This window comes from Kitasatospora sp. NPDC056184, assembly GCF_042268405.1.
GTDB lineage: Bacteria > Actinomycetota > Actinomycetes > Streptomycetales > Streptomycetaceae > Kitasatospora.
Genome location: NZ_JBHJUI010000041.1, coordinates 1 through 25,705, shown reverse-complemented (window position 1 = coordinate 25,705; position 25,705 = coordinate 1). Strand labels below are relative to the sequence as shown.

The following is a 25,705-nucleotide window of genomic DNA, read 5'->3' as shown; positions in this document are numbered from 1 at the left end:
GTCGGCCCGAGGGCCGACCGGCCACCCCTCCGGCGATCCCCGCTACGTCCTCGGGGGCAGGGCGAGCGTCGGCAGGTGATCGGCCGCCAGGAGGGCGACGAGTTCGCGCCGGTTGCGCACGCCGGTCTTGTCCAGGACGGCCGTGACGTGCTGCTGGACCGTGGGCGCCGTCAGGTGGAGCAGCGTGGCGATGTCCTTGGTGCTGCTCCCGCGCACCGCGTGCAGGGCGACCTGGCGTTCGCGCGGGGACAGGCCGTGGGCGAGGAGCGCCACCGGCAGCCGGTGCAGGGGCGAGGCGGGGGAGATGACGACGGCGACCTCGCCGTCCCGGCCGTCCCCGCCGTCCAGCGGGGACGCGGACAGCGCGAACCACCGGCCGTCCAGGGTGCAGAGCCGGACCTCCGAGCCGCCGGTGCCGCGTGCGGCCCGGCTGGCGACGGTGAGGAAGCCGGTCGGCACGGCGCCGGCGCGGGAGACGGGTTCGGCCATCCGCCGGATCAGCTCGCGGGCTGCCGCGTCGGCCGAGCGCAGCCGCCCCCGCGCGTCCAGGATCGCGACGGCCGGCGGGTGGCCGGCCCGCTCCGACCGGTCGGAGCGGGCGCGGCGCAGCGTCACCAGGTGGGCGTTGCGCAGGGCGGCGCCGATGGGTGTGATGATGCGTTCGGCCAGCCGCAGTTCGGCCGGGCCGTAGCGGCCGCGCCGGTGTCCGCGCATGAGGGCGACGCTGGCCCAGTGGCCCCCGCCGAAGTCGAAGTTGATGCGCAGTTCGTCCCCGTAGCCGCAGGGCCGGAGCAGCTCCTGGTAGCGGACACTGGTGCCGGGGCGGCCGTCGGTGGCGCGGTCGAGGGTCTGCACCCGGTGTCCGGCGGCGCGGATGGCGGTGAAGTTGGTGGTGTCCTCGCCGAACGTCTCCAGGTGCACGGCCTGTTCGAACCGGCTGGGGTCGAGCCCGTCGGCGACGGTGGAGGTGAGGAAGCCGGTGGCCGGGTCGGTGCCGTGCCAGCAGCCGCCGTCGAAACCGAGCGGGCCCGCCAGCAGCGTGTGGAGGCCGCGGCCCTGTCCCACGCCGACACCGTCGAGCGGATGACCCGCCTCCTCGGCCGGATCACCGCCTGACCAGGAGTCATCCCAGCGCGCGGGCGTAGCGGTTCGGTGACATGGAAGGCGTCATTCCGTCGACTGTTCGCACTAGGTTCGACCGTGCGCCCCCTCACCCGATCCCGTGCTCAGGAGAACCCGCATGCCCACCTCGGCGACCCGCCGCGCGACCACCGTCCGCACCCTGGCCGGAGCCGTCCTGGCAGCCGCCCTGGTCGTCCCCGTCGCGACGGCCTGCGGCTCCACCTCGGCCGCGAACAGCGCCGCCGCGCCCGTCACCACCGCACCGCCCGCCGCCACCACGCCCGTCGCGCCCGTGACGCCCGCCGCCACCGCACCCACCGCTGCCACGCCCACCACGCCCACCACCCCGGTCGGCGCGACCAGCACCCCCGGTCGCACCGCGCCGACCGCGCCGACCGCCTCGACCCCGCCGCGGACCACCGCGCCGGCCGGCACGGCCAAGGCGAAGGGCCCGGTCCACACCTTCCCGCTGGTGGACGGCAGCACCGCCGAGGTCCAGGCGACCGGGAACCAGAACCACGTCGCCAGGATCGTCCACAACGGCGCCGTCCTGGCCACGCTGGAGACGAAGGACGCCGACGCCGGCCTGGACGGCAACGGCATGTTCGTCGTCCTCTCGCTGGACGGCCAGGTCCACTCCTGGACGGGCGGCGAGCACCAGGGGCCGGGCACCTTCAAGCTCGCGGGCGGCTGGACGGCCAAGGTCACGAAGATCGGCGACCTCCACTACCGCGCGGAGATCCTCGGCCTCGACAACGCCGTGATGGACACGCTGGAGGCGAACCAGCACGACGTCGGAGCCGTCGCCAACGACATCCCGATCGTCCTCACCGCCGGCGGCGAGATCAGCTCCCACGCGTGATCGGACGCCACCGCCGGCCGGAGTCTGCGGGCATGGCGCCGAGGGTGGCGCGGGAGGTGAGACCGAGCTCTGCCCCCAACCCCGGGGGGATGACGGAACGTCATATCGCCTTCGCCTGACCGTGGTTCAAGACAGGCTGGGTTGTGTTCGGGCCAGCTCCCCGGGATCGCGGTTCGTGGGCCGCGGGTCGGGGCGTACCGTCGAAAGGCTCGTCGGCATCGCTTCCCCGTCTTCCCCCGGTACCGGTCCTCCACTGCGCGTCGTCCGCCCGCATCGTGTGAAACGCCGAGGTAGGGAGTCCTCATCGTGCCCGCTCTGCTGAACTACGAGATCATCACGGATCCGACATCGCTCCAGGTGTCCTCCGACGGGGTGCCGTCGGTCGGGACGGTGTACGTGATCGCCTCCAACACCCACCAGGCCGCGGTGGACTGGTACTACATCGACATCGAGATCCCGGTCGGCAAGGACGCCGAACACCTGACGGACGACCCCGACGCGATCAGGCCGGGCATCAGCAAGACCGGGACCCGGAAGTGGCGTTCGGAGCCGACCTTCGTGCGGGCCGGCGCCACGACGTTCCGGGCGTCGGGCCCCTCCGGCGACCCGGTGAGCCTGCGCCGCGAGGAGGCCTTGATCCTGAAGCTGGAGAACATCCCCGTCTCCGGCAAGGAGGGCCTGGTCTGCCTGAGCATCCACGAGAAGTCCGAGGGCGGGGACAGCGGAACGCCCGAGCGGTCGGGGCACTACACCACGGTCCTGGCCGTGGCCAAGCAGACCTCGAAGGCCCCGCGCAACTTCCGCGCGGAGAGCTCCCTGCTGGACGGGGACGCGGGCGACGCCCTCGTGCTGAGGTGGGACGGGCCCAGCAACCTCGACTACTGGGTCCTCGACGCGGCGGGGGCCGAGGTCCACCACGTGCCGGCGTCCGGCCAGGCGGTGGTGACGCAGGACGACTACGCCCCGTTCCTCGACGCCCCGAAGCGCGGCACCACCTACACCCTGGTGGCGGGCGCGGCCGGCGCCGGGCTGCCCCGGGCGGGCTACTTCCTCACCACCACCGTCCACGCCCTGGTCCCCGAGTTCGGGAGCGGCACGCGCACGCCGTGGATCGAGGGGACGACGGCCAAGGGTCGGGTCGTCTTCGAGTCGGACGGCGTGGAGGTCCAGAACGACGGCCACACCCCGGGCCGGGTCGCGGCCGACAGCGTCGACGTGCAGAGCGTGAAGACGGTGCTGGTGCGGGGCCGGGGCGACGCCGACGGCGGGATCGACTTCCCCGGGAGCGGTGTGAACGTCTTCCGCGGCCCGCAGCGCGAGGCGGGCACTGTCACCGCCGGCTCGGCCGACGTGAACAGCGTGAAGACCAAGTGGGTGCAGGGACGCACCGACAGCGCGGGGTGGATCGACTTCCCGGACACGGGCATCGAGGTGTTCCACGGCCCGAACCGGGATCTGGGCACCGTGGACGCCGACACGGTGAAGGCGCGGCAGGTGCGGGGCCGCGGCGACGCCGACGGCGGGATCGAGTTCCCGGAGAGCGGCGTGAAGGTGTTCCACGGCCCGCAGGGCGAGGAGGGCACCGTCACCGCGCACCGGGTCGACGTGACCGGTGTCAACACCTCGTGGGTGCAGGGCCGGGACAGCAGCACGGGGTGGATCGAGTTCCCGCCCGCCGGGCTGAACGTCTTCCAGGGCGCCGGGAGCCGGCAGTGGGGGACCGTCGCGGCCGGCAAGGCGGACCTGGACGACCTGGTCACCGCCCGCGCGCTGGTGAAGGAGCAGCTGACCATCCAGGGCGGGCTGACGGTCGGTGGCCGCCTGGAGGCCGAGGACGAGGTGCACGCCCACCGGAGCCTGGTGGTCGACGGCGACCTCACCGTCCACGGCGACGTCCGGCCGCTGCGGAACCTGGAGGTCGGCGGCACGGTCAGCGCGAGCGACCTGACGGTCGGGGGCAAGCTGACGACCAGTGGTGACCACGCCCTCACGGTCCACGGGGAGTCGGTCTTCGAGGGGAAGGTCAACGCCAACCAGCACCTGTCGGTCCGCAGCGCGGAAGCCGGGTGGATCATCCACACCAACGACGAGAAGGTGGCGATCCAGGGCAACTTCTGGGTCAGCGGGGAGTCGCTCTTCCACGGGAAGGTGAACGCCAACAAGCACCTGTCCGTCCGCAGCGAGGGCGTCGGCTGGATCCTGCACACCGGTGACGACAAGGTGGCGATCCAGGCCGACCTCCGGGTCCACGGGAACCTGCACGCGGACAGCTGACGGCGCCGCTACGCTTCGTGCCGGAGTGGCGCCACTGCGTGAGAGACTGGCGCGGTCAGCGTGATCCGCGTGCAAGGAGAAGACATGGCCGAGCGTGAGAACGGCACTGTGAAGTGGTTCAACGACGAGAAGGGCTACGGCTTCATCACCCCGGAGTCCGGCCCTGACCTGTTCGTGCACTTCAGGGCGATCGAGGGGAGCGGCTTCAAGTCCCTCGTCGAGGGGCAGAAGGTGACGTTCGAGGCGGTCCAGGGCCAGAAGGGCATGCAGGCCGACAAGGTCCAGGTCGTCGGCTGAGGCCGGAAGCTGTCGCGACCGGGGCTCACGCACGCGCGTGAGCCCCGGTCGGTTTTTCGCCCCGTCCTCCGGCGGGAGGCCGGAGCCGACGGCGCCCGTGCCGGCGAAGCGGTGGACGCCGACCTGCACCGAACGCCGACCTGCACCGGACGCCGACCCGCGCCTCGCCGAGGAGCCGCCGAAGCGGAGCGTCCCGGCCCCGGCGCCCGGAGAGGGTGATCCCGTCCGTGGTCGGGGCCCTGGGCCGGCCGCCACCGACAGGAGTTTTTTCCTTGACAAATTTTCTTGTCGGCAGCACTCTGGAGACGTGCTGGACGTCGCTGTGATCGAAGACCCCGCCGCGGCCGAGGCGTCCCTGGACCCCATCCGGTCCCGGATCCTCGCCGCCCTGGCTGAGCCCGGCTCGGCGGCCATGCTGGCCGCCCGGCTGGGCCTGCCCCGGCAGAAGGTCAACTACCACCTGAAGGAACTGGAACGGCACGGACTGGTCGAACTCGCCGAGGAACGGCGCAAGGGCAACGTCACCGAACGGGTGTACCGGGCCACCGCCTCCTCCTACGTGATCTCGCCCGCCGTGCTGGCCGCCGTGAGCCCGGACCCGTCCCGCTCGCCCGACCAGCTCTCCGCCCGGTGGCTGCTGGCGCTGGGCTCCCGGCTGGTGCAGGAGGTGGGCACGCTGCTCACCGGCGCCGCCCGGGCGCGGCGGCGGGTCGCCACCTTCGGCATCGACGCACAGGTGCGGTTCGCCTCCGCGGCCGACCGCACCGCCTTCGCCGACGAGCTCGCCCAGGCGGTCGCCGTCCTGGTCAGCCGCTACCACGACGAGTCGGCCCCCGGCGGCCGCACCCACCGGGTGGTCGCCGGACTCCATCAGATCCCCGGGCCGGCGGCCGGCCCGGACACCGCCCCCGAACCAGGACCGGAGAACGACCGATGACCCACCCGTTCGAGATCGCGCTGGAGGCCGTCCTGCCGGCGAGCCCGGACGAGGTCTGGGAGGCGATCGCCACCGGCCCGGGCCTGGACTCCTGGTTCATGGGCCGCAACGAGCTGGACCCGCGCGAGGGCGGCACCGCCGCCATGCGGATCGGCGGCCACCGCGAGGAGGCGGTGATCACCGCCTACGAGCCCGGCAAGCGCCTGGCCACCCGCACCGCGACCGCCGAGAACGGCCGCTTCATGGCCTTCGAGTACCTCATCGAGGGCCGCGAGGGCGCCGCCACCGTGCTCCGGGTCGTCCACAGCGGTCTGCTCGGCGACGACTGGGAGGACGAGTACGACGCGCTGCGCCGCGGCTGGCCGTTCCACCTGCACACCCTGCGCGAGTACCTGGCGCACTTCCCGGGCCGCACCGGCACCCCGGTCTTCGCCGTCGGGTCGGTGCCCGGGCGGCCGGCGGAGGAGCTCCGCGCGGCCCTGGCCCGCGCGCTCGCCCTGCCGCTCCCGCCCGCCGTCGGCGCGCGGCTGCGCGCCGAGCCGGCCGGACTGCCGCCGCTGGAGGGCGAGGTGGTCTGGGCGGACGCCGAGCGCTTCGCCGTCCGCACCGCTGACGGCCTCTACACCTTCCACCACAGCGCCGGACTGGTCCTGATGTTCCACCACCTCTTCGGCCCCCACCCGGAGTCCGCGGAGTCCGCCGAGTCCGCCTGGCAGCAGTGGCTGACCGGAGTCCTCGCCTGATCCCGCCCACCACCGTCCACCACGGCCCATCACGGTCCACCACCGCTCACCATCGCTCACCATCGCTCACCGAGGAACCACCATGCGCACCCTGATCAGCACCGCGTTCATCTCCCTCGACGGCGTCGTCGAGGCCCCCGGCGGTGAACCCGGCTACCGCAACTCCGGCTGGACCTTCAAGGACATCGAGTTCGTCCCCGAGGCCTACGAGATCAAGGGCCGGGAGCAGGAGGAGGCCACCGCCGTGCTGCTGGGCCGGGTCAGCTACCAGGCCTTCAGCCCGGTCTGGCCGGACATGGCGGAGTTCGCCCGCTACAAGGAGCTGCCGAAGTACGTCGTCTCCACCACCCTCACCGAGGACGACCTGGTGGCGAACTGGGGCGAGACCACCATCCTGCGTTCGCTCGACGAGGTCGCCGCCCTGAAGCGGACCGAGGGCGGCCCGATCATCGTCCACGGCAGCGCGGCCCTCAACCAGGCCCTCTCCGACGCCGGCCTCGTCGACCGCTACCACCTGCTCGTCTACCCGCTGCTGCTCGGCGCGGGCAAGCGCCTGTTCAGCGGCACGGACAAGGAGGCCCAGAAGCTGAAGCTGGTCGAGCACGCGGTCTACTCCAACGGTCTGCAGAAGCAGGTCTTCGACGTGGTCCGCTGACCCCGCGCCGCTTCCGCCCGCCCGCCGGCTCCCGGAGCCGGCGGGGCTTGGCCTCCCCGGCCCGGCGTCGGCGGGCGGGGCGATGCCCTCGGGCGTGAACTCCAGGTGGGTGCGGCCCGGCCCGTCCCCGACCGGCCACCACCCGCCGACCCGCACCAGCGGCCCCGGGGCGGCACCGTTCCCGCCCGCCGCAGTACGGGGGCCGGAGGTCGGTCGGGCGAGCGCTCCCGCCCACTCCTCGGGGCCGCCGTCCTCCACGTGCCGACCGGACCTCCCGGCTCGCCTCCGGCCGAGGCTGCCCCGCCCGTTCCGGCGGGCGTCCCGGGATGGCAGCATGCGGGGATGACCGATCCTCAGAACACCGTCGTGCCGCTGGAGAGCTACGACATGGCCGAGATCCTCGGTGACGCCCCGGACGCGTTCGGGGTCGCCGAGCTGGGGTTCACCTGGCGGCCCAAGGAGCACCACTTCGGGATCCGCGCGGAACCGGGGGGCCCGCTCGTCGCGCACGCCGGGCTGGTGGTCCTGCCGGTGACGGCGGGCGGCCGGCAAACGGAGGTCGTCGGACTGGGCGGTGTGGCCGTCGCCGCCGACCGGCGCGGGCGCGGCCTCGCCCGCGCGGTGGTGGACGGCGCGCTGGACCGCGCCCGCGCCCTGGGGCCGCGGACGGCGATCCTCTTCTGCCGCCCCGACGTGGCCGGCCTCTACGCACGCCTCGGCTGGCACCCGGTGGAGGGACCCGTGGAGGTCGAGCAGCCCGCCGGCCCGGTGGTGATGCCGCTGCGCACGCTGTGGTTCCCGCTGCGGGAGGGCGAGCGGTTCCCCGAGGGCGCCGTGCGACTGCACTCCCTGCCCATGTGACGGGGCGCGACGGGCACTCCGGGCGCTCCGGGGCGCGTGAACGGCCGGGTTGTCGGTGGCGCGTGCGATGCTGGGCAGGTGGTGTTCGATTTTGAGGCCGAGCTCTGGATCTGGGACGCCCGGCGCGCCGACAGCTGGACCTTCGTCAGCCTGCCCGTCGAGGCGTCCGAGGAGATCCGCGACGTGGCCGCCGGGCCGCGCCGCGGCTTCGGCTCGCTGCGGGTGCGGGCCACGCTCGGCGGCAGCGCCTGGCAGACGTCGATCTTCCCGGACAGTACCCGCGGCTGCTACGTCCTGCCCGTCAAGCGGGCCGTCCGCAAGGCCGAGGACCTCGAACCGGGCGACACGGCCACCGTCACCGTCGAACTGATCGACCTCTGAGGCCGCCGGGGCCGCCGGGGCCGCTGCGGCCGCCGGACGGCCGGCCCGCTACAGAAGCCGCTGGTACCGGTAGGTCTCGTGGGTCGGCCGGTAGCCCAGGGCATCGTTGACGCTCCGCATGGGGGAGTTGTCCTCGGCGGTGTCGGTCACCAGGCCGGTGAGCAGCGGGTGGCGGTCGCGGGCCCGGCGGATCGCCTCGGCCTTCATCCACCGGGCGAGCCCGCGGCCGCGGTGCGCGGACAGGACGGCGGTGCCGTAGTGCAGGCCGTCGCCGAGCCCGTCGGCCGGGACGACCAGCTCGGTGAACCCGGCGATCGCGCCGTCGGCCGCGGTGACGGCCGCGACCGTGTGCAGGTGCTCGCCGCGCTCCGCGACGGCCCGGGCCACCGTCCGCAGCCGCTCGACGTCCCAGGTCGTCGTGCCGTGGTCGACCTCGCCCATCGGCATGTCGTCCATCGCCCGGCGCGCGGCCGCGTAGGACGCGGCGAGGCCGTCGGGGACGGTGCCGTCCCAGGACACCAACCGGTAGTCCGGGTGGGCCGCTCCGGCCGCCTCCTGTCCGCCCGCCGCCGTCAGGTCCAGCCGCGCGTGCCGCAGGGTCAGCGCCCGGCGGAACCCGTGCGCCGCCAGGAAGGCCTCGCCCGCCGTCCCGTGCTCCGCCGGTGCCACCACGGCCCGCCGCCCCTCGGCCCGCGCCGTCGCCAGCGCGGCCTCCACCAGCCGCGACCCGGCGCCCCCGCGCCGTTCCGCCGGGTGCACCCGGACCGCCAGTTCGGCCAGGTGGGCCTGCCCCGGATCGGCCGGCAGGTGCAGGGAGGCGGTCCCGACCGGGTTCCCCTCGCCGTCGGCCGCCAGCCAGACGAGCCGTCGGCTGTACGCGGTCCGAGCAGGGTCGGTCAGAGCGGTGACACGAATCGACAAATTTTCTCCAGGGAAGGGCGGAAACGCTCGCAGAGTGACGAGCCGGGGGACGGTACCCACTGGCGGCCGCCCGGAAACCGGTCGCGGGGGGTGTAGCTAGGTGTACCCCGCTTGGGTAGCTACCCGTAATGGCCCGGGATCCGCGGAACGGAAGAGTCGACGCCGAAGGAAGCACGCGATCGAGCGGACCGGAAGGCGGACGACATGCGGGTACGGGGAGAACGGGACCAGCGCGCGGCGTGGAAGGCGGAGGCGGCGGTGTTCCTCGCCGTCGCGTTCCCCGCCGCCGGCGCCCTGGGGGCGCTCCAGCCGGCGACGGGGATCCCGGAGGAGGTCGTCCAGCTCACCCAGTTCGGCCCGGCCGCCGCGGTGCTGGTGGCGGCGCTGGTGTGGCCGGAGCGGATCCGCGGGCGGCTGGCCGGGGCGGGCACCGGCGCGCGGACCGCCCGGAGCGACACCGCCTGGGCCGAGGCCGCCCGACCCGACACCGCCTGGGCCGACACGGCGTGGGCGGGCCCGGGCCGGACCGGGCGGCTGCTGCTGCTCACCGCGCCGCTCGTCATCCTCCTGGCCGCCGGGGCTTACGCGCTGCTCGACGGCGACGCCCGGCTGACCGACCCCCGCTCCCTCGCCCACCCGTTCGCGCTGGTCCTGCTGGCCCAGCTGGTCGGAGCGTGCGGCGAGGAGATCGGATGGCGGTGCTTCCTCCAGCCGCTGCTGCGCACCCGCCTCGGGCCCGTCGCCGCCTCGGTCGTGGTGGGCCTGCTCTGGGGCGTCTGGCACGTCCAGGTGTTCGCGGCCCCGCCCGCGTACGCGGCCGGCTTCCTGCTGGGCACGGTGGCGATGTCGGTCGTCCTCGGGCTGGCGCTGGAGGGCGTGCGGGCGCACCGGCTGCTGCTCGCCGGCGGCTTCCACACCCTGGTCAACCTGGGCATGCTGCTGACGATGGACGAGGAGGACGGCGCGGCACTGCCCATGGTGCTGTTCGGCGTCGCGTGCCTGCTGGCGGCGGTGCCGTGGGTGCTGCGGGCCCGGCGGCGGCGGAGCGCGTCGCACCCCGGCCACCCGCAGTCCGGCCACCCGCAGCCCGGCGACCCGCACCTCGGTCACCCGCAGTCCGGCCACCCGCAGCCCGGCGACCCGCACCCCGGCCACCCGCAGCCAGGACACCCGCACCCCGGCCATCCGCACCCCGGCCACCCGCACCTCGACCGGCCGCTGCCGGCCGCGCCGGATAGGATCCCGGCGGCGCGCCACGGGGCGCGCTGAGGTGACGGAGCGACGGGCGGGCATGGCGACGGGGCGGGGCGGGACGGCAGGGGCCGACGCGGAGGCGGTGCCCTCGGCGCGCGCCCAGCTGCGGGCGCTGGCCCGCTGCCAGCGGCTCTCGCTGTACTCCTTCGCGGTGAGCGCGGTCGGCGCGCTGGTGGTGGGGGCGTTGATGCTGCTCCCGATCGGGGTGGGCCGGCCGCTGCTGCCGGGCGCGGCAACGGCGCTGCGCCGGCTGTCCGACCGCTACCGCTCCTGGACGGAGCGCTGGACGGGGACCAGGATCAGCCCGCCCGAGCCCCTGCCGCCCCCGGGCGGCCCGCGGAGCCGGCGGGCCGTGGGCATCCTCGGCGACGACGGCTTCTGGCGGGACCTCAGGTGGTCGTGGCTGGAGCCGTGGACCGGCGGTCTGCTGGTCGCGGTGCCGCTCTGGCTCGTCGCGTTCGGGCTGTTCGGCGCGGTCGTCCAGCCGTTCGTCTGGCCGTGGCTCGGCCCCAGCAACTGGTACGCCTTCGTGCTCGTCGACTCCACCGGCTCGATGCTCGCCGCCGCCGTGCTCGGCCTGCTGTTCACCGGGGCGGGCCTGCGGCTGGCGCCCGCCGCGCTGGAGCTGCACGCCCGCTGGAGCGCCCGGGCGCTCGCCGCGCCGTACACCACCGAACTGGTCCGGCGGATCGAGCACCTCACCGACACCCGGGCCGAGGCGCTGGACGCCCGGGCGGACGAACTGCGGCGCATCGAACGGGACCTGCACGACGGCGCGCAGGCCCGGCTGGTCGCCGTCGGCATGGCCCTGGACGAGGCGACCCGGATGCTGGACACCGATCCGGTCGGCGCCCGGGAACTCCTGCGGGAGGTGCGGGCCGGCTCGGCGCGGGCGCTCCAGGACCTCCGCGACCTGGTCCACGGCATCCACCCGCCGATCCTCACCGACCGGGGCCTCGGCGACGCCGTCCGCTCCCTCGCGCTGGACAGCTTCCTCGACGTGCACGTCACCGCCGACCTGCCGGGGCGCCTCCCGGCACCGGTCGAGACCGCCGCCTACTTCGCCGTCGCCGAGCTGCTGGCCAACGCGGCCAAGCACTCGGGCGGCCGCGAGGTGACGGTCCGCCTGGCGCACGCGGACGGCAGGCTGCGCGTCGTCGTCGCGGACGACGGCCACGGCGGCGCCCGCCAGGACCGGGGCACCGGCCTGCGCGGTGTGGTGCGCAGGCTGAGCACCGTCGACGGAACCCTCGCCCTGGACAGCCCGCCGGGCGGCCCGACCACCGTGACCCTGGAGATACCGTGCGAGATGCCCTGCGAGATCCCCTGCGCGTCGTCCTCGCCGAAGACCTCTTCCTCCTCCGGGACGGCCTGATCCGTACCCTCCAGGAGCACGGCTGCGACGTGGTCGCCGCCGTCGACAACGGGCCGGCCCTGCTGCGCGCGCTGCGCGAGCAGGAGCCGGACGTCGCCGTGGTCGACATCCGCCTGCCGCCGAGCTTCACCGACGAGGGCCTGCGCGCCACCCTGGAGGCGCGCCGCTCGCGCCCCGGCCTGCCGGTGCTGATCCTCTCCCAGTACGTCGACCAGCTCTACGCGCAGGAGCTGCTGGCCGGCGGCCAGGGGGCGATCGGCTACCTGCTCAAGGACCGGGTCACCCACACCGCCCAGTTCGTGGACGCGGTGCGGACCGTCGCGGGCGGCGGCACGGTGATGGACCCGCAGGTGATCGCCAAGCTGCTGGCCCGCAGCGACGCCCGCGGCAACACCGCCGAGCTGACCCCGCGCGAGCACGAGGTGCTGCGGCTGATGGCGGAGGGCCGCTCCAACGCCGCGATCATGCACACCCTGCACATCGGCGAGAGCGCCGTCGCCAAGCACACCGCGAGCATCTTCGCCAAGCTCCGGATCGAGGCCTCCGCCGACGACAACCGCCGCGTCCTCGCCGTGCTCGCCCACCTCAAGAGATGACGGGCCGTCAATGCGCGGCATCCGCTTGACTCTCACACCGGTGTGAAGGTCAAGGATGGCGCCATGACCGACGATCGGAACGGATCAGCGAAAGACCTCCCCGTGGCCGTGCTCGGCCTCGGGCTGATGGGGCGCGCCCTGGCGGGGGCGTTCCTGCGCGCCGGGCACCCCACCACGGTGTGGAACCGCACCCCGGGCAAGGCCGCCGAACTCGCCGACGGGGGAGCCCGCCCCGCGGCCACGCCCGAGGAGGCGGTGGGCGCCGCCGCCCTGGTGGTGGTCTGCGTCTCCGACCACACCGCCGTGCGCGCCCTGCTCGACCGCCTCGACGCCGCCGGCCCGGGCCTGCTCGCCGGCCGCGTCCTGGTGGACCTCACCTCCGGCACCGCCGCCGGGGCCCGGGAGCACGCGGCCCGGGTGGCCGCGGCGGGCGGCGGGTACCTGGACGGCGCGATCCTGGCCGTGCCGCCGGCCATCGGCACGCCCGAGGCCGTGGTGGTGTACAGCGGCGCCCACGCCGACTTCGAGCGCGTCGCGCCCGCGCTGCGCGGCCTCGCCCCGGACGCCACCACCCACCTGGGCGAGGACCACGGCCTGTCCGCGCTGCACGACGCCGCCGTGCTCGGGCTGATGTGGAGCGTTCTGAACGGCTTCCTGCACGGCGCCGCCCTGCTCGGCGCGGCGGGCGTGGACGCGACGGCCTTCGCCCCGCTCGCCGCCCGCTCGACCGTCACGGTGGCCGGCTGGCTGGCCGACTACGCCCGGCAGATCGACGCCGGCGCCTACCCGGCCGACGACGCCACCCTGGAGACCCACGCCGCCGCGATGGACCACTTCGCCGAGGAGAGCGCGGCCCTCGGTGTGAGCACCGAACTCCCCGACCTGCTCAGGTCCCTGGCCGGGCGCGCGCTGGCGGCCGGGCAGGGCGGCGCGGGCTACGCCGCACTGGTCGAGCAGTTCCGCCGACCCGCGCCGCCCGCCGGGCCGGACGGTGGAGAATGACCGCCATGACGACCTTCGACGCTCGCGCCCTGCTCGCCGAGAGCCGCCTCGGCGTGCTGGCCACGCTCAAGTCCGACGGGCGGCCCCAGCTCTCGCCCGTGCTGCCGTACTACGACCGGGCCGCCGAGCGGCTCTACGTCTCGATGGCGGAGGGCCGCGCCAAGACGGCCAACCTGCGCCGCGACCCGCGCGCCGCCCTGGAGGTGACCCGCGCCGACGGGCGGGCCTGGGCGACCGCCGAGGGCACGGTCACCCTGTTCGGCCCGTCGACCGACCCCGCCGGGCCGGCGGTGGAGGCCCTGGTCGACTACTACCGGCGGGCCGCCGGCGAGCACCCGGACTGGGACGAGTACCGCGCCGCCATGGTCGCCGACCGGAGGGTCCTCATGGTCCTCGCCGTCGACCACGTCTACGGCTCGCACCTGGGCTGACCCGCCCCGGGGCCGGCACCCCGGCACTCCGGTCCGGCCCGCGGGGCCGGTCGGCCGCAGGGGTCGGTCAGCCGCAGGGGTCGGCGTACGGCAGGTCCGAGAAGGTGTTCTCCCACTCGGCCCGGGCGTAGCGGACCGTGCGGACCGCGCAGAGGTCCCGGCGGAGCCGCTCGAAGTCCGCCGGCACCAGCACGCTCTGGGCGCCCAGCAGCGCCAGCGGGCCCGCCGGGAGCCCGATCAGCAGCGCGCCGTCGCCCGGCCGCACCCCCTCCAGGGTGAGGCCGGAGCGGTCGAGGCGGGTCTGCGCGATCAGCTCGGCGCTCCCGAGCGGGGCGCCGGCGGCCGGGAGCCGCCAGAGCGCGAGCGGCGCCCCGCCGGGCTCCGGCGATCCCCAGGCGGCCAGCACCCCGGCGGTCGGGTCGACGGCCAGCGCGGTCAGCCGGCTCAGCCCGCCGGGGAGCGCGTGCCGCTTGCCCGGGTCGTCCAGATCGGTGAGGAACGGCTGCCCGAGGTCGGTGAGGGCGGCGATCGTCCGGGCGCGGACGTAGCGGGCGGCGGCGCCGAGCCGGGGACCGACGGCGAGCCGGGTGGCCTCGCCGTCCGCCCCGGGCACCCAGGCGGTGTTCGGCCAGCGGGACGCCTCGTCCGCGATCACCTCGATGCTGACGATCAGCCAGTCGTCCCCGCTGGTGCTGAGGCTCTGCCACCGCCCCCGGACGAGCGACAGCTGCCGCGCGTGCTTCGGGTCGGTGAGGTCCAGGATCCTGAACTGGGCGACGTGGGTGACGGCCAGCCGGCGGCCGTTCGCGCCGAAGAGCGTGAGCCGGGCGTCGGTGTTGGGGTACTGGTCGGGGATCGTGGCCACCGCCACCGGATGGTGGACCTGCTGGATGTCCCACAGGCCGATGGTCGGCGGCGTCCCCTCGTACACGGCGATCACCGTGCTGCCCGCGCTCGCGCCGACGACCGGCGGGCCCGCGGGGGCCCCAGGGACGGGGATGGTGCCCGCCGGGCGCGCCGTGCCGTCGGCGAAGGACCAGAGCTGCAGCAGCCCGGGGCCGGTCATGCCGATCAGCACGTCGCGGCCCGGCAGGAAGCGCACCTCCGCGGTCGCCCCCGGCACGGTGCCGACGGGGGCCGGCGGGCCGTCCCGGTCGAAGCGCCAGATCGTGCCGGAGCGGCCCACCCCGTAGCGGCCGTCGGCGGAGAACACCGGTTCCCCCTCGTCCGGCAGACCGGTGAGGGCCTCGGGAAGGCTCTGCACCGGCGGGTTCCAGAGCGTGATGGTGCCGCTCTCGTCACCGGCGGCGACCGTGCGGCCGTCGGGCGCGTACGCGGCGGTCCGCAGGCCGGAGCCGCCGGGGAGTTCGCGCGGGGCGGAGGGCGGGTCGTCGATCCGGGTGAGCGCCACCCGGCCCTTGCGGGTCACGGTGGCCAGGACCGGGTTCCCCGCCGGGAAGGAGGGCGACTGGTAGCCCTCCCGGCCGGGGGCCGGGTCGGGCAGCGCGGACGGGTGCGCCGGGTCGGAGGTGTCCCACAGGTGCAGCCCGGTGCCCCCGGCGCCGACCAGCCGCCGGCCGTCGGGGCTGAAGGCGACGGCCTGCGACGCGGCGTTGGCGAACTCGCGGGGCGAGCCCGGGTTCCCGCGGTCCGAGACGTCGAGGATCCGTACCTGGCCGCCGGGCACCGCCAGGGCGAGCGTGCGGCTGTCCGGGTGGAAGGAGACGGAGGCGACGGGCGCGGGCTCCGGGCCGGGGTCGACGGCGGTGAGGGAGGCGGAGGCGGGGCGGGACAGGTCGTGCAGGTCCCAGATCCGCAGCTTCCCGCCGCTGGTCGCCGCCGCGAGGGCCGTCCCGTCGGCGCTGGGCGCCAGCGAGGTGACCGGGTCGGCGTCGGCGCCGGCGCCGGTCCGGGAGACCAGGCGCGGGCGGGACGGGTCCTCCAGGTCCCACACCGAGAGGTCCGCCGGCGTGTGCACCAGCAGGTGGGTGCCGTCCGGGTGCCAGGCGAGCGCCGCGTTGCCCCGGGCCTCCAGCACCTCGCCGGGGGAGGGGTGGTAGCGGTCCGCCGTGTTCCAGATCCGGACGCTGCCGTCGGCGGCGGCGCTGGCCAGGGTCCGGCCGCTGCTGTTGAAGGCGAGGCCGAGCACGAACGCCGAATGGCCGGTGAGCCGGGCCTGCACCGGCTGGAGGGCCGAGGCCAGCAGCGCGCCGCGGGCCTCGGCGGTCGGGGCCGCGCGGTAGGCGGCCAGGCTCAGGTCCAGGGCCTCGCCGGGGTTCTCGGAGCGCAGCGCCTCGGCCTGGTCGGCGAGCCGCTGCGAGGCGGTGACCGCGGCCCGCCGGTTCTCCCGCTCGGCCCGGGCCCGCACCCCGCCGACCACGGCCACCGTCCCGCCCGCCGTGACGGCCAGCGCGAGCGCGACGGCCAGCACCCGCCGCTGCCGGTGCCGTCGGCGTCTGCGGCGCTCGGCGGCCCGGCTGGTCTCCAGGAACTCGCGTTCGACGGGGGCCAGCGGCAGGCCCGGGCCGTCGGCGGGCTGCTCCAGCAGGCGCTCCAGCCGCTTGCCGGCGAGCAGGCCGCCGGCGCGGCGCCCGTCGGCCACCCAGGCGGCGGCGCTCTCGGCGATCTCCTGGTGGCGCAGCAGGTCCGCCCGGGACTCGCGGATCCACCGGCCCAGCAGCGGCCAGCCGCGCAGCAGCGCCTCGTGCGAGATCTGCGCGCCGGTCTCGGACCTGGTGATCAGCCGGGCCCGGTCGAGCGCCTCGATCACGTCCTCCAGGGCCCGCCGCTCCTCCGGCGGCCGCCCCTCCAGCAGCGCGGGCAGGTCGGCGGTGCGGCGCCGCGCCCCGCCGTCCGCGTCCAGGTGGACCAGGCGCAGCAGCACGTCGCGCAGCGCGGCCCGCCCGGTGGCGTCGAGGCGGCCGTGCAGCTTGTCGCCGGTGTTCGCCACCGCGTGCCAGATGCCCCGGGTGTCCTGGTAGCCGGCCAGGGTGAGGACGGCGCCGCTGCGCCGCTGCCAGGTCTCGTGCAGCGCGTGGGCGAGGAAGGGCAGGCCCTCGACCGGCTCGTGGCTGCCGCCGCCCTGCCGCAGGTCGTGCAGCAGCCGGTCGACCAGGCCGTTCTCCAGGGTCAGCCCGGCCTCCCGGGCGGGCTGTTCGACCGCTTCGCGCAGCGCCGTGCCCTTCAGCGGTTCCACCGCCAGCTGGTTGCGCTCCAGGGCGGCCGCGAGGTCGGGGTGGGCGAGCGCGTGGCCGTAGGCGTCCGCCCGCAGGGCCAGCACGGTCTCGGGCCGGCCGGGGACGTCCGGACGGCACAGCAGGTCGATGAAGCGGTCCCGCTGGTCCTCGTCCTCGCAGCGGGTGAACACCTCCTCGAACTGGTCGACCACCAGCAGCCGGCAGGCGGAGTGCCCGGGCAGCGGGGCGGGGAAGCGGCCGAGCGCGAAGGCGGCCTGCACGTCCTCCGCGCCGCGGCCGGTCAGCTGGGCCCACTGCCGGGTGAGGGCGGCCATCGGCGCGGGGCCGGGGTTGGGCACCTCCAGGACCGGCCAGGGCACGTCCGGGTCGCCCCGGCCGTGCCGGTCGGCCAGGCCGGCCAGCAGGCCCGCGCGCAGCAGCGAGGACTTGCCGGCCCCGGAAGCGCCGACCAGGACGGCCGGGCCGGGCCTGCCCCGGTCGCAGACGACGTCGAGCAGCTGCTCGATCAGGTCGGCGCGGCCCGAGAAGTAGCGGCTCTCCTTCAGCCGGAAGGGCCGCATGCCCGGATAGGGGCAGGGCACGTTGCCGGGGGGTTCGCGGTGACCGTCGAAGGCCTGCCGGTAGGCGCGGTTGGGCGCGATGGCGAGGGTGCCCATGTCCCCCTCGCTGTGCGCGCGCGGGCGGACCGGCTCGTGCTCGGCCCGCCGGGCGAGGACGGCGTGCAGGCTGTCCATGGTCAGCGCCGGCGCCCCCTCGGGGTCGCCCTCGGTGAGGACCCTGAGCAGCCGTCCGCTGAACCGGGTGTGCAGGTCGCCGGGCGGTGCGAAGGACTGGGCGAAGTTGCGCGCGGAGGCCAGCAGGAAGCTGCCGACCGGCCAGAGCCGGGCGAACGGGGCCGGGTCGGGCCCGCCGAGCGGGACCGCGGCCCGCCCGGAGTAGCAGCAGTCCAGGACCACGATGCTGCCGCCGCGGGCCCGGCCGAGCAGGTCGCGGACGGTGCGGTAGGCCACGGCGTGCGCGACCTCGTGCTCCGCCCGCACGTGCCAGGTGGCGAGGTAGAGCTCGTCGTTGGGGCCGAGCAGCCCGTGGCCGACGTAGTAGAGGGCGACCACGCCGGAGGCCTCGGCGACCACCCGCTCGACGGTGGCGAGCACCTCGGTCTGGTCCTCCTGGGGGCACACCCGGTGGATCCGGGCGGCGGGCAGGCCGCAGACCTCCTGGAGCGCGGACTGGAGGGCGTCGAGCGTGCGGTCGACGGCCGGCAGCGCCTCCAGGTCGGAGCCGGGCCGGTGCTGTCCGGTGCCGATCAGGATCGCGTGCGCGCCGGGCAGCGAGCCCAGGCCGGGCGGGGTCCCGTTCACGGTTCCTCCGCCCGGTCGCGGCGGGCCCGGTCGTCGCCGGGATCCGCCCCGGCCGGTGGTCCGTCGGGCACGGCGGGGCCTTCCGGCGCCCCGGAGGGACGGGTGCCGTCCGGCTCGACGGCCTCGGCGACGGCGCGGACCATGGCGGCCAGTTCCTCCGGGCCGAGCCGACCGACCCGGTCGGAGGAGACGGTCACCTCGGTGCCGTCGGTCAGCCGGATGGTGACGGTCCGCCGCTCCCGGCGGCCGCGTAGCCAGGTGACGACCGTTCCGACGAGCACGGTGGCCGCCCCGCCCGGCTCCAGCACGGCGATCAGCAGGTCGCTGACCGTGCCCATGGAGCCGGCGGCGGGCGGCCCGCCGCGGCAGGTCCGGACCCGGCCGCGCAGCGCCGGCTCGTCGGCCAGCCAGCGGGCGAGGTCGTGGAGGTCCGCGTCCCCGTCCCCGTCCGCGCCGTTCCCGACCGTCGTGTCGTTCCCGATGGTGATGAACACCTGTGCCATCGCCGTTACCCCCGCCAGCAGCTCGTCCGGACTCGTGCGCCCCGCTTCCGGCCCAGCAGGGCGCGGACCATCTTGACGGCCGTCACCCGGGTGCGACAGGGAGCACGGCAGCACACGGTGGGGCGCACGGCGGCACGCGCGCACCGCCGGCCGCACCACCGTGCGGCCCGGCGGTCAGGCGCGGGCGTCGGCCGGGGTGACCGGGCGGAGCATGGTGGTGACCGCGCCGAAGCCCAGCAGCGTGCGCAGGTACGGGGTCCGCTCGGTGCGGGCGGCGGTGAAGCCGTGGCGCTCGTAGAGGGCGCGGGCGCGCGGGTTGACGTCGATGACGTCGAGCCGGACCCGGTGGCAGCGGTGCTCGGCGGCGACCGCCGCGACCTCGGTGAGCAGCCGCCCGCCGATGCCCAGGCCGCGCCGCCCGGCGTCCACGGCGATGCCGTCCATGACCAGTTCGCCCGGTTCGGGGGTGCGCTCGAAGAGGGCGAGGACGGCCAGCCTGGGCAGGCCGCGGAACAGGCCGTACGCGGCGAGCACGTCCCCGATGTCGCCGCCGGTCAGGCCGCGCCCGCCGAGCCGGTAGCCCGCGACGCCGACGACCTCCCCGCCGTGCACCGCGACGATGCCGCGGTCGTGGTGGAGGTGCTCGGCGAGGAAGGCCCGGCCGGCCTCGGGCGGGTCGAGCGCCGGGCCGAGCTTGCGGCCGAACGCCTCCCAGTACAGCGCGGCGACCCGCGCCTCGGCCCCGGCCGGCACCGCGCGCAGCAGCGTCGGTCCGCCGTTCCCGTCCGTGGTTCCCATGGTGGTGCGCCCCTCTCGCTCGGACTTGCGCGATCGAGCATATAACGTTCATTCTCGAAACGAGAGTTTCCGTGGCGATAGTTCTGGAGGGGATTCCATGGAGCACACCCGATCCGCGACGACCACCACCACCCCGGACCGGGGGAGGGCCGGTCCGGGGCGGCTCGCCGACGTCGACGCGCTGCGCGGATTCGCGCTGTTCGGCATCCTGACCGTCAACATCACCTACCTCGCCTCCGCCTTCCACGGCACCGGCGTCGACGAGCCCGGCTTCGGCTCGCCGCTCGACACCGGCGTGCGGGCCGTGGTGGCGCTGCTGTTCGAGGCCAAGTTCTTCCTGCTGTTCTCGTTCCTCTTCGGCTACAGCTTCACCCTGCAACTGGACTCCGCCGAACGGCGCGGAGCCCGCTTCACCCCGCGCTTCCTGCGGCGCCTGGCCGGGCTGTTCGTGCTCGGGGGGCTGCACGCCGTGCTGCTCTTCCCCGGCGACATCCTCACCACCTACGCGACGCTCGGGCTGATCCTGCTCGCCCTGCACCGGATCCGGCCGCGCACCGCGGTGCGCACGGCCGTCGTGCTGCTCACGGTGACCTCCGCCGCCTACCTGCTGCTCGCGCCGGCCCTGCGCGGCGCCGCCGACCGCGACCCGGCCGCCGCCGCGGCCGACGCGCAGCGGGCCACCGAGGCGCTGCGCGGCGGCCTCGGGTCGGTGGTCGGGGCGCACCTCGACCAACTGCCGAGCGTGGCGTTCCTGCTGGTGTTCTTCCAGGCGCCGGCGGCCCTCGCGGCCTTCCTGCTCGGGTTGGCGGCCGGCCGGCACCGGGCGCTGAGCGACCTCTCCCGCCACGACCGGACGCTGCGCCGGCTGCAGGCCGTGGGCTTCCCGCTGGGACTGCTCGGCGCGGGCGTCTACACCTGGTCGGCGCTCGGACACCCCGGCGCCGCGGCCCAGGTGTTCGCGCTCGGGGTGGACGTGATCACCGCGCCGCTGCTGGCGGCGGCGTACGCGGCCACCGTGCTGCGCCTCGCCCGCGGGCGGCACGGGCGGCGGCTGGTGGCGGTGCTGGCGCCGCCCGGGCGGATGACGCTGACCAACTACCTGACGCAGTCGCTGGTCTGCGTGCTGGTGTTCACCGGCGTGGGGGCCGGGCTGGTCGGGCGGGTGGCGCCGGCCGGGGTGGCGGCGATCGGCGTCGCGCTGTTCGCGGCGCAGGCGGTGTGCTGCCGCTGGTGGCTGGCCCGGCACCCGTACGGGCCGGTGGAGTGGCTGCTGCGCGCGCTCACCACGCTGTCCTGGCCGCGCTGGCGCGGCGCGGCCGAGGCCGGCGCCGTGGAGGGCGGCGCTCCGGAGGGCGGACGGGCGGCCGTGCCGGGCTCCCGGGGACCGCGCGGCTGAAGTCCGGCGGCGGTGCACACCCCGGGCCGGGCCCCGTCCAGCGGGAGGTGATCCGGGCGAACAGGCGGCCGGGATCGAAGGGGAAGTCCACGGCGCTGGTCGCCCGATCGGGCGCAGGGGTCCGGCGGACCGCCGGGAAGGACCGGTTCGGCAGGGATTCCCCGGGCCACTTGCCGGAGCGGTCCGCCCGGGCGCACGCCGGGGGCGCCCGCGACGCGCCCGGGCCGCAAAACCTTCCTCAGGGGTGACGATGTGTCAGCATGCCTGCTCGGCGGCCTCCCCCTCGCCGCTGAATCCCATCCGCCATTCGGGTGAATTCACGGCTTCCGATGTTTTCGATCATGGGCGACTATGCTGCCGCCCCGTCAGGCCCTCGCGAAGCCCTCGCGATGGGCGGTTCGGGACGAGGGCGGGAGCCGAGAAGATGATGGGACCGGCGCATTCGCTGTCCGGCGCGGCGGCGTGGCTGGGCGTGGGGGCGATAGCGGAGGCCATGGGCGAACCGATGCCCTGGCCGGTGCTGCTGACGGGGGCGCTGATCTGCGCGGGCGCCGCGCTGGCACCGGACCTCGACCACAAGGCGGCGACCATATCCCGGGCGTTCGGCCCGGTGTCGCGGATCCTCTGCGAGGTGATTGACAACCTCTCCTACGCCGTCTACAAGGCGACCCGCAGCCGGCACGACCCGCGCCGCTCCGGCGGCCACCGCACGCTGACCCACACCTGGGTCTGGGCGGTGCTGTGCGGCGCGGGCGCGTCGGCCGTCACCGTGTACGGCGGACGGTGGGGCGTGCTGGCGGTGCTCTTCGTGCACATGGTGCTGGCGATCGAGGGACTGCTGTGGCGCCAGGCCCGGGTCTCCAGCGACGTGCTGGTCTGGCTGCTCGGCGCGGCCGGCACCTGGGTGATCACCGGGGTGCTGGACAAGCCCGGCAACGGCGCGCTCTGGCTGTTCGACCAGCCGGGGCAGGAGTACCTGTGGATCGGCCTGCCGATCACCCTCGGCGCGCTGGTGCACTGCCTGGGCGACGCGCTGACCGTCTCGGGCTGCCCGGTGCTGTGGCCGATCCCGATCGGCCGCAAGCGCTGGTACCCGCTCGGGCCGCCGAAGGGGATGCGGTTCCGGGCCGGCAGCTGGGTGGAGCTGAAGGTGCTGATGCCGGTGTTCATGGGCGCCGGCGGCCTGTGCGCGGTGGGGGCGCTCGGCTACTTCGGCTGAGCGGGCCGCCGTGCGGTGAACCGCGAGCGGGCCCCGCGCCGGAGGAACTCCTCCGGGGCGGGGCCCGCTCCGCGTGTCCGGGGCGGGGTCAGTGCCGGTGTCCCGCGCCGTCGTGACCGGTCGGTGCGGTGGTCGGTGCGGTGGTCGGGGCGGCCGCCTCCGGAGCGGGAGCCCCGGTGGTCGGGGCGGGCGCCGGGGTGCCGCCGACCGGGAGGGTGAACGCGGCGGTGTGTACGGTGCCCTGGTGCCGGAAGTCCAGGAACAGCCGGTACTCGCCGCCGCTGGGCGCCGTGGTGGTGAAGGTGATCGCCGGACCGCCGGCGGTGGCGGCGCCCTCGGGCAGGTGGCCGTCGGGGTGGACGTGCAGGTAGGCGAGGTCGCCGGCGCGCAGCGCGACCAGGTGGCCGGCCGCGCCGAGGTACGGCTGGAGGTCGGTGACGGGGCGGCCGTCCCGGCCGACGCTCAGCGTCAGCCGCCCGGCCCGGCCCGGGGTGAGCTCGCCGTCCAGGGTCACCGTGTAGCCGTCGACGGTGACGGTCCGCCCGGTGGCCGGCAGCGGGGCCGGGCGCAGCTCCCCGGCGGCGTGCAGGTCGGCGCCCAGGGTCAGGCCCTCGGCGTCGGCGGCCGGGGTGAAGTCGGCGAACACCCGGTACTCCCCGGCGGCCGGCAGGGCGACGGGCGCGCTCCAGGTGCCGTCGGCGGCGCGGACGGGGTGCAGGTGCTGGAAGGTGGCGAGGTCGCGCGGGGCGACGATCAGGTGCAGGTCCTTCTCGTGCGCCGGGCGGTAGTCGGTGACCGGCCGACCGTCGGCGCCGAGGACGCGGAACCGCAGCTCGGTCGGGCTGCCGGCGGTGACGAAGGGGTTCTCCAGGGCGAGCGTGTAGCCGCGTTCCGAGATCTGCAGACCGCCCGGAAGCCGCTCGGCGGCCGCCGCGGTCGCGGCCGGGTCCGGGGTGTGCCCGGCGTGCGCGGCACTCGTGGGGCGCGGGTCGGGCGTGCCGTCGCCGGTGACGTGGCCGACGCCGTACGCGGCGCCGAAGGCGGTGCTCACCCCGGTGGCGAAGGCGGCGATCTTCAGGGCGGTGTTCATGGCGGACTCCTTGCGGCGCGGGTGCGGGCGCGGGTAGGGGCGTGGGCGTGGGCGGAGGCGGCGGACAGGGCGGGCCCGGGTGCGCGCCTCAGGCCCGCATCAGGCGGGCGATCGCCTGCGAGGCCTCGGTGACCTTGGCGTCCGCGTCGGCGCCGCCCTTGGCGATGGCGTCCTGGACGCAGTGGCCGAGGTGGTCGTCGAGCAGCTGGAGCGCGACCGACTGGAGCGCCTTGGTGACGGCCGAGATCTGGGTGAGCACCTCGATGCAGTAGCTGTCCGTGTCGACCATCCGCTGCAGTCCGCGGATCTGGCCCTCGACCCGGCGCAGCCTGCGCTGCACCTGGTCCTTCTCGTGGTGGTAGCCGGTCATGGGGGCCTCCCGAGATCGTCGAGCCGGTTCTCCGACGCCTCCGATTAGATACCCCTTGGGGGTATGGAGTCAAGGATGGGTCGCGTCGGTCGAAGGGTTGCGCGGCATACCCCCCAGGGGTATAAAGGAGTCATCGCCGAGGGATACCCCCGCCAGGTATCACCGGCTCCGATCGATCCTCTGGAGGAACCCATGTCCTGCTGCTCCACCGACGGCACCTGCTCCACCGGCGCGACCGTCACCGTCGACCCCCTCGCGGTCACCACCGTCTACACCGTCGCCGGGATGACCTGCGGCCACTGCGAGCAGGCCGTCACCAAGGCGGTCTCCGCCCTCCCCGGCGTCACCGCCGTGAGCGTCGACGTCGCGGCCGGCCTGGTCACCGTCTCCGCCGCCGCGGAGCTGGACGACGCGGCCCTGAGCGCCGCCGTCGACGACGCCGGCTACGAGCTCACCGGCCGGGTCTGACCGTCCGGCGGGCCCGGGGCCCGAGCCCCGCCCAGCCATGCCTCCCGAACCCCCAGGGGGTATCGGGCCCCGGACCTGAACCCGCCCCGCCCGCCCCACCGACGACCCACGAGGAGCCCAGATGACCACCCAGGCACCCGCCTCCACCGAGGTGGAACTCCAGATCGGCGGCATGACCTGCGCCTCGTGCGCCGCCCGGATCGAGAAGAAGCTCAACCGCATGGACGGGGTCACCGCCACCGTCAACTACGCCACCGAGAAGGCCAGGGTCAGCGTCACCGGCGCCGTCGAGGTCGCCGACCTGATCGCCACCGTCGAGGCCACCGGCTACACCGCCGCCGTGCCCCGCCCCGCCACCCCCGACCCCGCCGACGCGGACGGCCGCGGCGAGCCCGCCGACGAGCTCGCCCCGCTGCGTCAGCGGCTGATCACCGCGCTCGCCCTGGCCGTCCCCGTCATCGCGATGGCGATGGTCCCCGCCCTCCAGTTCGACAACTGGCAGTGGCTCTCGCTCACCCTCGCCGCCCCCGTCGTCACCTACGCGGCCTGGCCCTTCCACAAGGCCGCCTGGACCAACGCCCGGCACGGCGCGGCGACCATGGACACCCTGGTCTCGCTCGGCACCGGCGCCGCCTTCCTCTGGTCGCTCTGGGCGCTGTTCCTCGGCCACGCCGGGATGCCCGGCATGCGGCACGGCTTCGAGTTCACCATCGCCCGCAGCGACGGCTCGTCCAACATCTACCTGGAGGCCGCCGCCGGCGTCACCGCCTTCATCCTGGCCGGCCGCTACTTCGAGGCCCGCTCCAAGCGCACCGCGGGCGCCGCGCTCAAGGCGCTGCTGCAACTCGGCGCCAAGGACGTCACCGTGCTGCGCGGCGGCACCGAGGTCCGCGTCCCGGTCGGCGAGCTGACCGTCGGCGAGCTGTTCGTGGTCCGCCCCGGCGAGAAGATCGCCACCGACGGCGTGGTGGTCGAGGGCGCCTCCGCCGTCGACGCCTCGATGCTGACCGGCGAGTCCGTCCCGGTCGAGGTCGGCGTCGGGGACGCCGTCACCGGCGCCACCGTCAACGCCGGCGGCCGCCTGGTCGTCCGGGCCGCCCGGGTCGGCGCCGACACCCAGCTCGCCCGGATGGCCAAGCTGGTCGAGGACGCCCAGAGCGGCAAGGCCGCCGCCCAGCGCCTCGCCGACCGGATCTCCGCCGTCTTCGTGCCGGTCGTCATCACCCTGGCCCTGGCCACCCTCGGCTACTGGCTCGGCACCGGCGAGGGCTGGACCGCCGCCTTCACCGCCGCCGTCGCCGTACTGATCATCGCCTGCCCGTGCGCCCTGGGCCTGGCCACCCCGACCGCCCTGCTCGTCGGCACCGGCCGCGGCGCCCAGCTCGGCATCCTCATCAAGGGCCCCGAGGTCCTGGAGAACACCCGCCGCGTCGACACCGTCGTCCTCGACAAGACCGGCACCGTCACCACCGGCCGGATGACCCTGCTCGCCGTCCGCACCGCCGAGGGCGTCACCGAGGAGGAGGCGCTGCGCCTGGCCGGCGCCGTCGAGCACGCCTCCGAGCACCCGATCGCCGCCGCCGTCGCCGCCG

General features: G+C 75.6%; 24 protein-coding genes. 17 read left to right on the top strand and 7 right to left on the bottom strand.

The genetic code is table 11. The features are described from left to right. Positions 1-42: 42 nt before the first annotated feature. Positions 43-1,065, bottom strand: a complete 1,023-nt coding sequence (locus ACFC0B_RS39115) for a LuxR C-terminal-related transcriptional regulator (RefSeq protein WP_376097746.1) — start codon at positions 1,063-1,065, stop codon at positions 43-45. 175 nt (positions 1,066-1,240) lie between these two features. On the opposite strand from ACFC0B_RS39115, the gene ACFC0B_RS39110 reads away from it, so the two are divergent. The 8 genes from ACFC0B_RS39110 to ACFC0B_RS39075 all read left to right on the top strand — a co-directional run bounded on the left by ACFC0B_RS39110 (position 1,241) and on the right by ACFC0B_RS39075 (position 8,132). After that, positions 1,241-1,984: a hypothetical protein gene (locus tag ACFC0B_RS39110; protein WP_376097743.1), complete on the top strand. Its 744-nt coding sequence runs from the start codon at positions 1,241-1,243 to the stop codon at positions 1,982-1,984. A 306-nt stretch (positions 1,985-2,290) separates the two neighbouring features. Next, positions 2,291-4,258 carry a hypothetical protein gene (locus ACFC0B_RS39105; RefSeq protein ID WP_376097740.1) on the top strand — a complete coding sequence of 656 codons (1,968 nt, stop codon included), beginning with the start codon at positions 2,291-2,293 and terminating at the stop codon, positions 4,256-4,258. Positions 4,259-4,342: 84 nt separating this feature from the next. Next, positions 4,343-4,555, top strand: coding sequence for a cold-shock protein (locus ACFC0B_RS39100; protein WP_376097737.1), 213 nt, complete (start codon positions 4,343-4,345; stop codon positions 4,553-4,555). 307 nt (positions 4,556-4,862) lie between these two features. Then, on the top strand, positions 4,863-5,492 hold the full coding sequence (locus ACFC0B_RS39095; RefSeq protein ID WP_376097734.1) for an ArsR/SmtB family transcription factor: 630 nt from the start codon (positions 4,863-4,865) through the stop codon (positions 5,490-5,492). Further along, entirely contained in the window at positions 5,489-6,235 is a 747-nt protein-coding gene (locus ACFC0B_RS39090) for an SRPBCC domain-containing protein (protein WP_376097731.1), read from the top strand. The genes ACFC0B_RS39095 and ACFC0B_RS39090 overlap by 4 nt, the downstream gene beginning before the upstream one ends. Positions 6,236-6,317: 82 nt before the next feature. Beyond that, entirely contained in the window at positions 6,318-6,890 is a 573-nt protein-coding gene (locus ACFC0B_RS39085) for a dihydrofolate reductase family protein (protein ID WP_376097728.1), read from the top strand. Between the two features lie 342 nt (positions 6,891-7,232). Next, entirely contained in the window at positions 7,233-7,751 is a 519-nt protein-coding gene (locus ACFC0B_RS39080; protein ID WP_376097725.1) for a GNAT family N-acetyltransferase, read from the top strand. A gap of 78 nt (positions 7,752-7,829) precedes the next feature. Beyond that, positions 7,830-8,132 carry a DUF1905 domain-containing protein gene (locus ACFC0B_RS39075; protein WP_376097722.1) on the top strand — a complete coding sequence of 101 codons (303 nt, stop codon included), beginning with the start codon at positions 7,830-7,832 and terminating at the stop codon, positions 8,130-8,132. 48 nt (positions 8,133-8,180) lie between these two features. Here ACFC0B_RS39075 and ACFC0B_RS39070 read toward each other — a convergent pair whose 3' ends face one another. Further along, positions 8,181-9,053: a GNAT family N-acetyltransferase gene (locus ACFC0B_RS39070; protein ID WP_376097719.1), complete on the bottom strand. Its 873-nt coding sequence runs from the start codon at positions 9,051-9,053 to the stop codon at positions 8,181-8,183. Positions 9,054-9,257: 204 nt separating this feature from the next. On the opposite strand from ACFC0B_RS39070, the gene ACFC0B_RS39065 reads away from it, so the two are divergent. From ACFC0B_RS39065 to ACFC0B_RS39045, 5 genes are all read left to right on the top strand, one after another. Beyond that, on the top strand, positions 9,258-10,322 hold the full coding sequence (locus ACFC0B_RS39065) for a CPBP family intramembrane glutamic endopeptidase (RefSeq protein ID WP_376097716.1): 1,065 nt from the start codon (positions 9,258-9,260) through the stop codon (positions 10,320-10,322). 22 nt (positions 10,323-10,344) lie between these two features. Beyond that, positions 10,345-11,682: a sensor domain-containing protein gene (locus ACFC0B_RS39060; protein WP_376097713.1), complete on the top strand. Its 1,338-nt coding sequence runs from the start codon at positions 10,345-10,347 to the stop codon at positions 11,680-11,682. Further along, positions 11,634-12,278 carry a response regulator gene (locus tag ACFC0B_RS39055; RefSeq protein ID WP_376097805.1) on the top strand — a complete coding sequence of 215 codons (645 nt, stop codon included), beginning with the start codon at positions 11,634-11,636 and terminating at the stop codon, positions 12,276-12,278. Before ACFC0B_RS39060 ends, ACFC0B_RS39055 begins: the two co-directional genes overlap by 49 nt. Before the next feature lie 63 nt (positions 12,279-12,341). After that, positions 12,342-13,280 (top strand): NAD(P)-dependent oxidoreductase, encoded by a 939-nt coding sequence (locus tag ACFC0B_RS39050; RefSeq protein WP_376097710.1) that lies wholly within the window; start codon positions 12,342-12,344, stop codon positions 13,278-13,280. After that, positions 13,277-13,711 (top strand): PPOX class F420-dependent oxidoreductase, encoded by a 435-nt coding sequence (locus tag ACFC0B_RS39045; protein ID WP_376097707.1) that lies wholly within the window; start codon positions 13,277-13,279, stop codon positions 13,709-13,711. Before ACFC0B_RS39050 ends, ACFC0B_RS39045 begins: the two co-directional genes overlap by 4 nt. A 67-nt stretch (positions 13,712-13,778) precedes the next feature. Here ACFC0B_RS39045 and ACFC0B_RS39040 read toward each other — a convergent pair whose 3' ends face one another. The 3 genes from ACFC0B_RS39040 to ACFC0B_RS39030 all read right to left on the bottom strand — a co-directional run bounded on the left by ACFC0B_RS39040 (position 13,779) and on the right by ACFC0B_RS39030 (position 19,570). Then, positions 13,779-18,269, bottom strand: coding sequence for a hypothetical protein (locus ACFC0B_RS39040; protein ID WP_376097704.1), 4,491 nt, complete (start codon positions 18,267-18,269; stop codon positions 13,779-13,781). Further along, on the bottom strand, positions 18,266-18,772 hold the full coding sequence (locus tag ACFC0B_RS39035; RefSeq protein WP_376097701.1) for a hypothetical protein: 507 nt from the start codon (positions 18,770-18,772) through the stop codon (positions 18,266-18,268). Before ACFC0B_RS39035 ends, ACFC0B_RS39040 begins: the two co-directional genes overlap by 4 nt. Positions 18,773-18,946: 174 nt before the next feature. Next, complete coding sequence (locus ACFC0B_RS39030) at positions 18,947-19,570, bottom strand: GNAT family N-acetyltransferase (protein WP_376097698.1); 624 nt, start codon at positions 19,568-19,570, stop codon at positions 18,947-18,949. A 97-nt stretch (positions 19,571-19,667) separates the two neighbouring features. On the opposite strand from ACFC0B_RS39030, the gene ACFC0B_RS39025 reads away from it, so the two are divergent. Both ACFC0B_RS39025 and ACFC0B_RS39020 read left to right on the top strand, forming a co-directional pair. After that, positions 19,668-20,966: a DUF418 domain-containing protein gene (locus ACFC0B_RS39025; RefSeq protein ID WP_376097695.1), complete on the top strand. Its 1,299-nt coding sequence runs from the start codon at positions 19,668-19,670 to the stop codon at positions 20,964-20,966. A gap of 424 nt (positions 20,967-21,390) precedes the next feature. Then, positions 21,391-22,185 carry a metal-dependent hydrolase gene (locus ACFC0B_RS39020; RefSeq protein WP_376097692.1) on the top strand — a complete coding sequence of 265 codons (795 nt, stop codon included), beginning with the start codon at positions 21,391-21,393 and terminating at the stop codon, positions 22,183-22,185. A gap of 88 nt (positions 22,186-22,273) precedes the next feature. Here ACFC0B_RS39020 and ACFC0B_RS39015 read toward each other — a convergent pair whose 3' ends face one another. Beyond that, complete coding sequence (locus tag ACFC0B_RS39015; RefSeq protein WP_376097689.1) at positions 22,274-23,275, bottom strand: hypothetical protein; 1,002 nt, start codon at positions 23,273-23,275, stop codon at positions 22,274-22,276. 88 nt (positions 23,276-23,363) lie between these two features. Further along, complete coding sequence (locus ACFC0B_RS39010; RefSeq protein ID WP_376097686.1) at positions 23,364-23,645, bottom strand: metal-sensitive transcriptional regulator; 282 nt, start codon at positions 23,643-23,645, stop codon at positions 23,364-23,366. A gap of 192 nt (positions 23,646-23,837) precedes the next feature. Between ACFC0B_RS39010 and ACFC0B_RS39005 the strand changes: the two genes are divergently transcribed. Together ACFC0B_RS39005 and ACFC0B_RS39000 are read left to right on the top strand one after the other, a co-directional pair. Beyond that, complete coding sequence (locus ACFC0B_RS39005) at positions 23,838-24,113, top strand: heavy-metal-associated domain-containing protein (protein ID WP_376097683.1); 276 nt, start codon at positions 23,838-23,840, stop codon at positions 24,111-24,113. 121 nt (positions 24,114-24,234) lie between these two features. After that, the coding region (locus ACFC0B_RS39000; protein WP_376097680.1) for a heavy metal translocating P-type ATPase at positions 24,235-25,705 on the top strand (1,471 nt) is incomplete at its 3' end.

Excerpts from the sequence above, each read along its gene's own strand:
- ACFC0B_RS39100 (WP_376097737.1), top strand. The coding sequence starts at position 4,343 with ATGGCCGAGCGTGAGAACGGCACTGTGAAGTGGTTCAACGACGAGAAG.
- ACFC0B_RS39005 (WP_376097683.1), top strand. The coding sequence starts at position 23,838 with ATGTCCTGCTGCTCCACCGACGGCACCTGCTCCACCGGCGCGACCGTC.
- ACFC0B_RS39085 (WP_376097728.1), top strand. The coding sequence starts at position 6,318 with ATGCGCACCCTGATCAGCACCGCGTTCATCTCCCTCGACGGCGTCGTC.
- ACFC0B_RS39020 (WP_376097692.1), top strand. The coding sequence starts at position 21,391 with ATGATGGGACCGGCGCATTCGCTGTCCGGCGCGGCGGCGTGGCTGGGC.
- ACFC0B_RS39090 (WP_376097731.1), top strand. The coding sequence starts at position 5,489 with ATGACCCACCCGTTCGAGATCGCGCTGGAGGCCGTCCTGCCGGCGAGC.
- ACFC0B_RS39025 (WP_376097695.1), top strand. The coding sequence starts at position 19,668 with ATGGAGCACACCCGATCCGCGACGACCACCACCACCCCGGACCGGGGG.
- ACFC0B_RS39065 (WP_376097716.1), top strand. The coding sequence starts at position 9,258 with ATGCGGGTACGGGGAGAACGGGACCAGCGCGCGGCGTGGAAGGCGGAG.
- ACFC0B_RS39030 (WP_376097698.1), bottom strand. The coding sequence starts at position 19,570 with ATGGGAACCACGGACGGGAACGGCGGACCGACGCTGCTGCGCGCGGTG.
- ACFC0B_RS39045 (WP_376097707.1), top strand. The coding sequence starts at position 13,277 with ATGACCGCCATGACGACCTTCGACGCTCGCGCCCTGCTCGCCGAGAGC.
- ACFC0B_RS39110 (WP_376097743.1), top strand. The coding sequence starts at position 1,241 with ATGCCCACCTCGGCGACCCGCCGCGCGACCACCGTCCGCACCCTGGCC.
- ACFC0B_RS39080 (WP_376097725.1), top strand. The coding sequence starts at position 7,233 with ATGACCGATCCTCAGAACACCGTCGTGCCGCTGGAGAGCTACGACATG.
- ACFC0B_RS39060 (WP_376097713.1), top strand. The coding sequence starts at position 10,345 with ATGGCGACGGGGCGGGGCGGGACGGCAGGGGCCGACGCGGAGGCGGTG.
- ACFC0B_RS39035 (WP_376097701.1), bottom strand. The coding sequence starts at position 18,772 with ATGGCACAGGTGTTCATCACCATCGGGAACGACACGACGGTCGGGAAC.
- ACFC0B_RS39015 (WP_376097689.1), bottom strand. The coding sequence starts at position 23,275 with ATGAACACCGCCCTGAAGATCGCCGCCTTCGCCACCGGGGTGAGCACC.
- ACFC0B_RS39050 (WP_376097710.1), top strand. The coding sequence starts at position 12,342 with ATGACCGACGATCGGAACGGATCAGCGAAAGACCTCCCCGTGGCCGTG.
- ACFC0B_RS39010 (WP_376097686.1), bottom strand. The coding sequence starts at position 23,645 with ATGACCGGCTACCACCACGAGAAGGACCAGGTGCAGCGCAGGCTGCGC.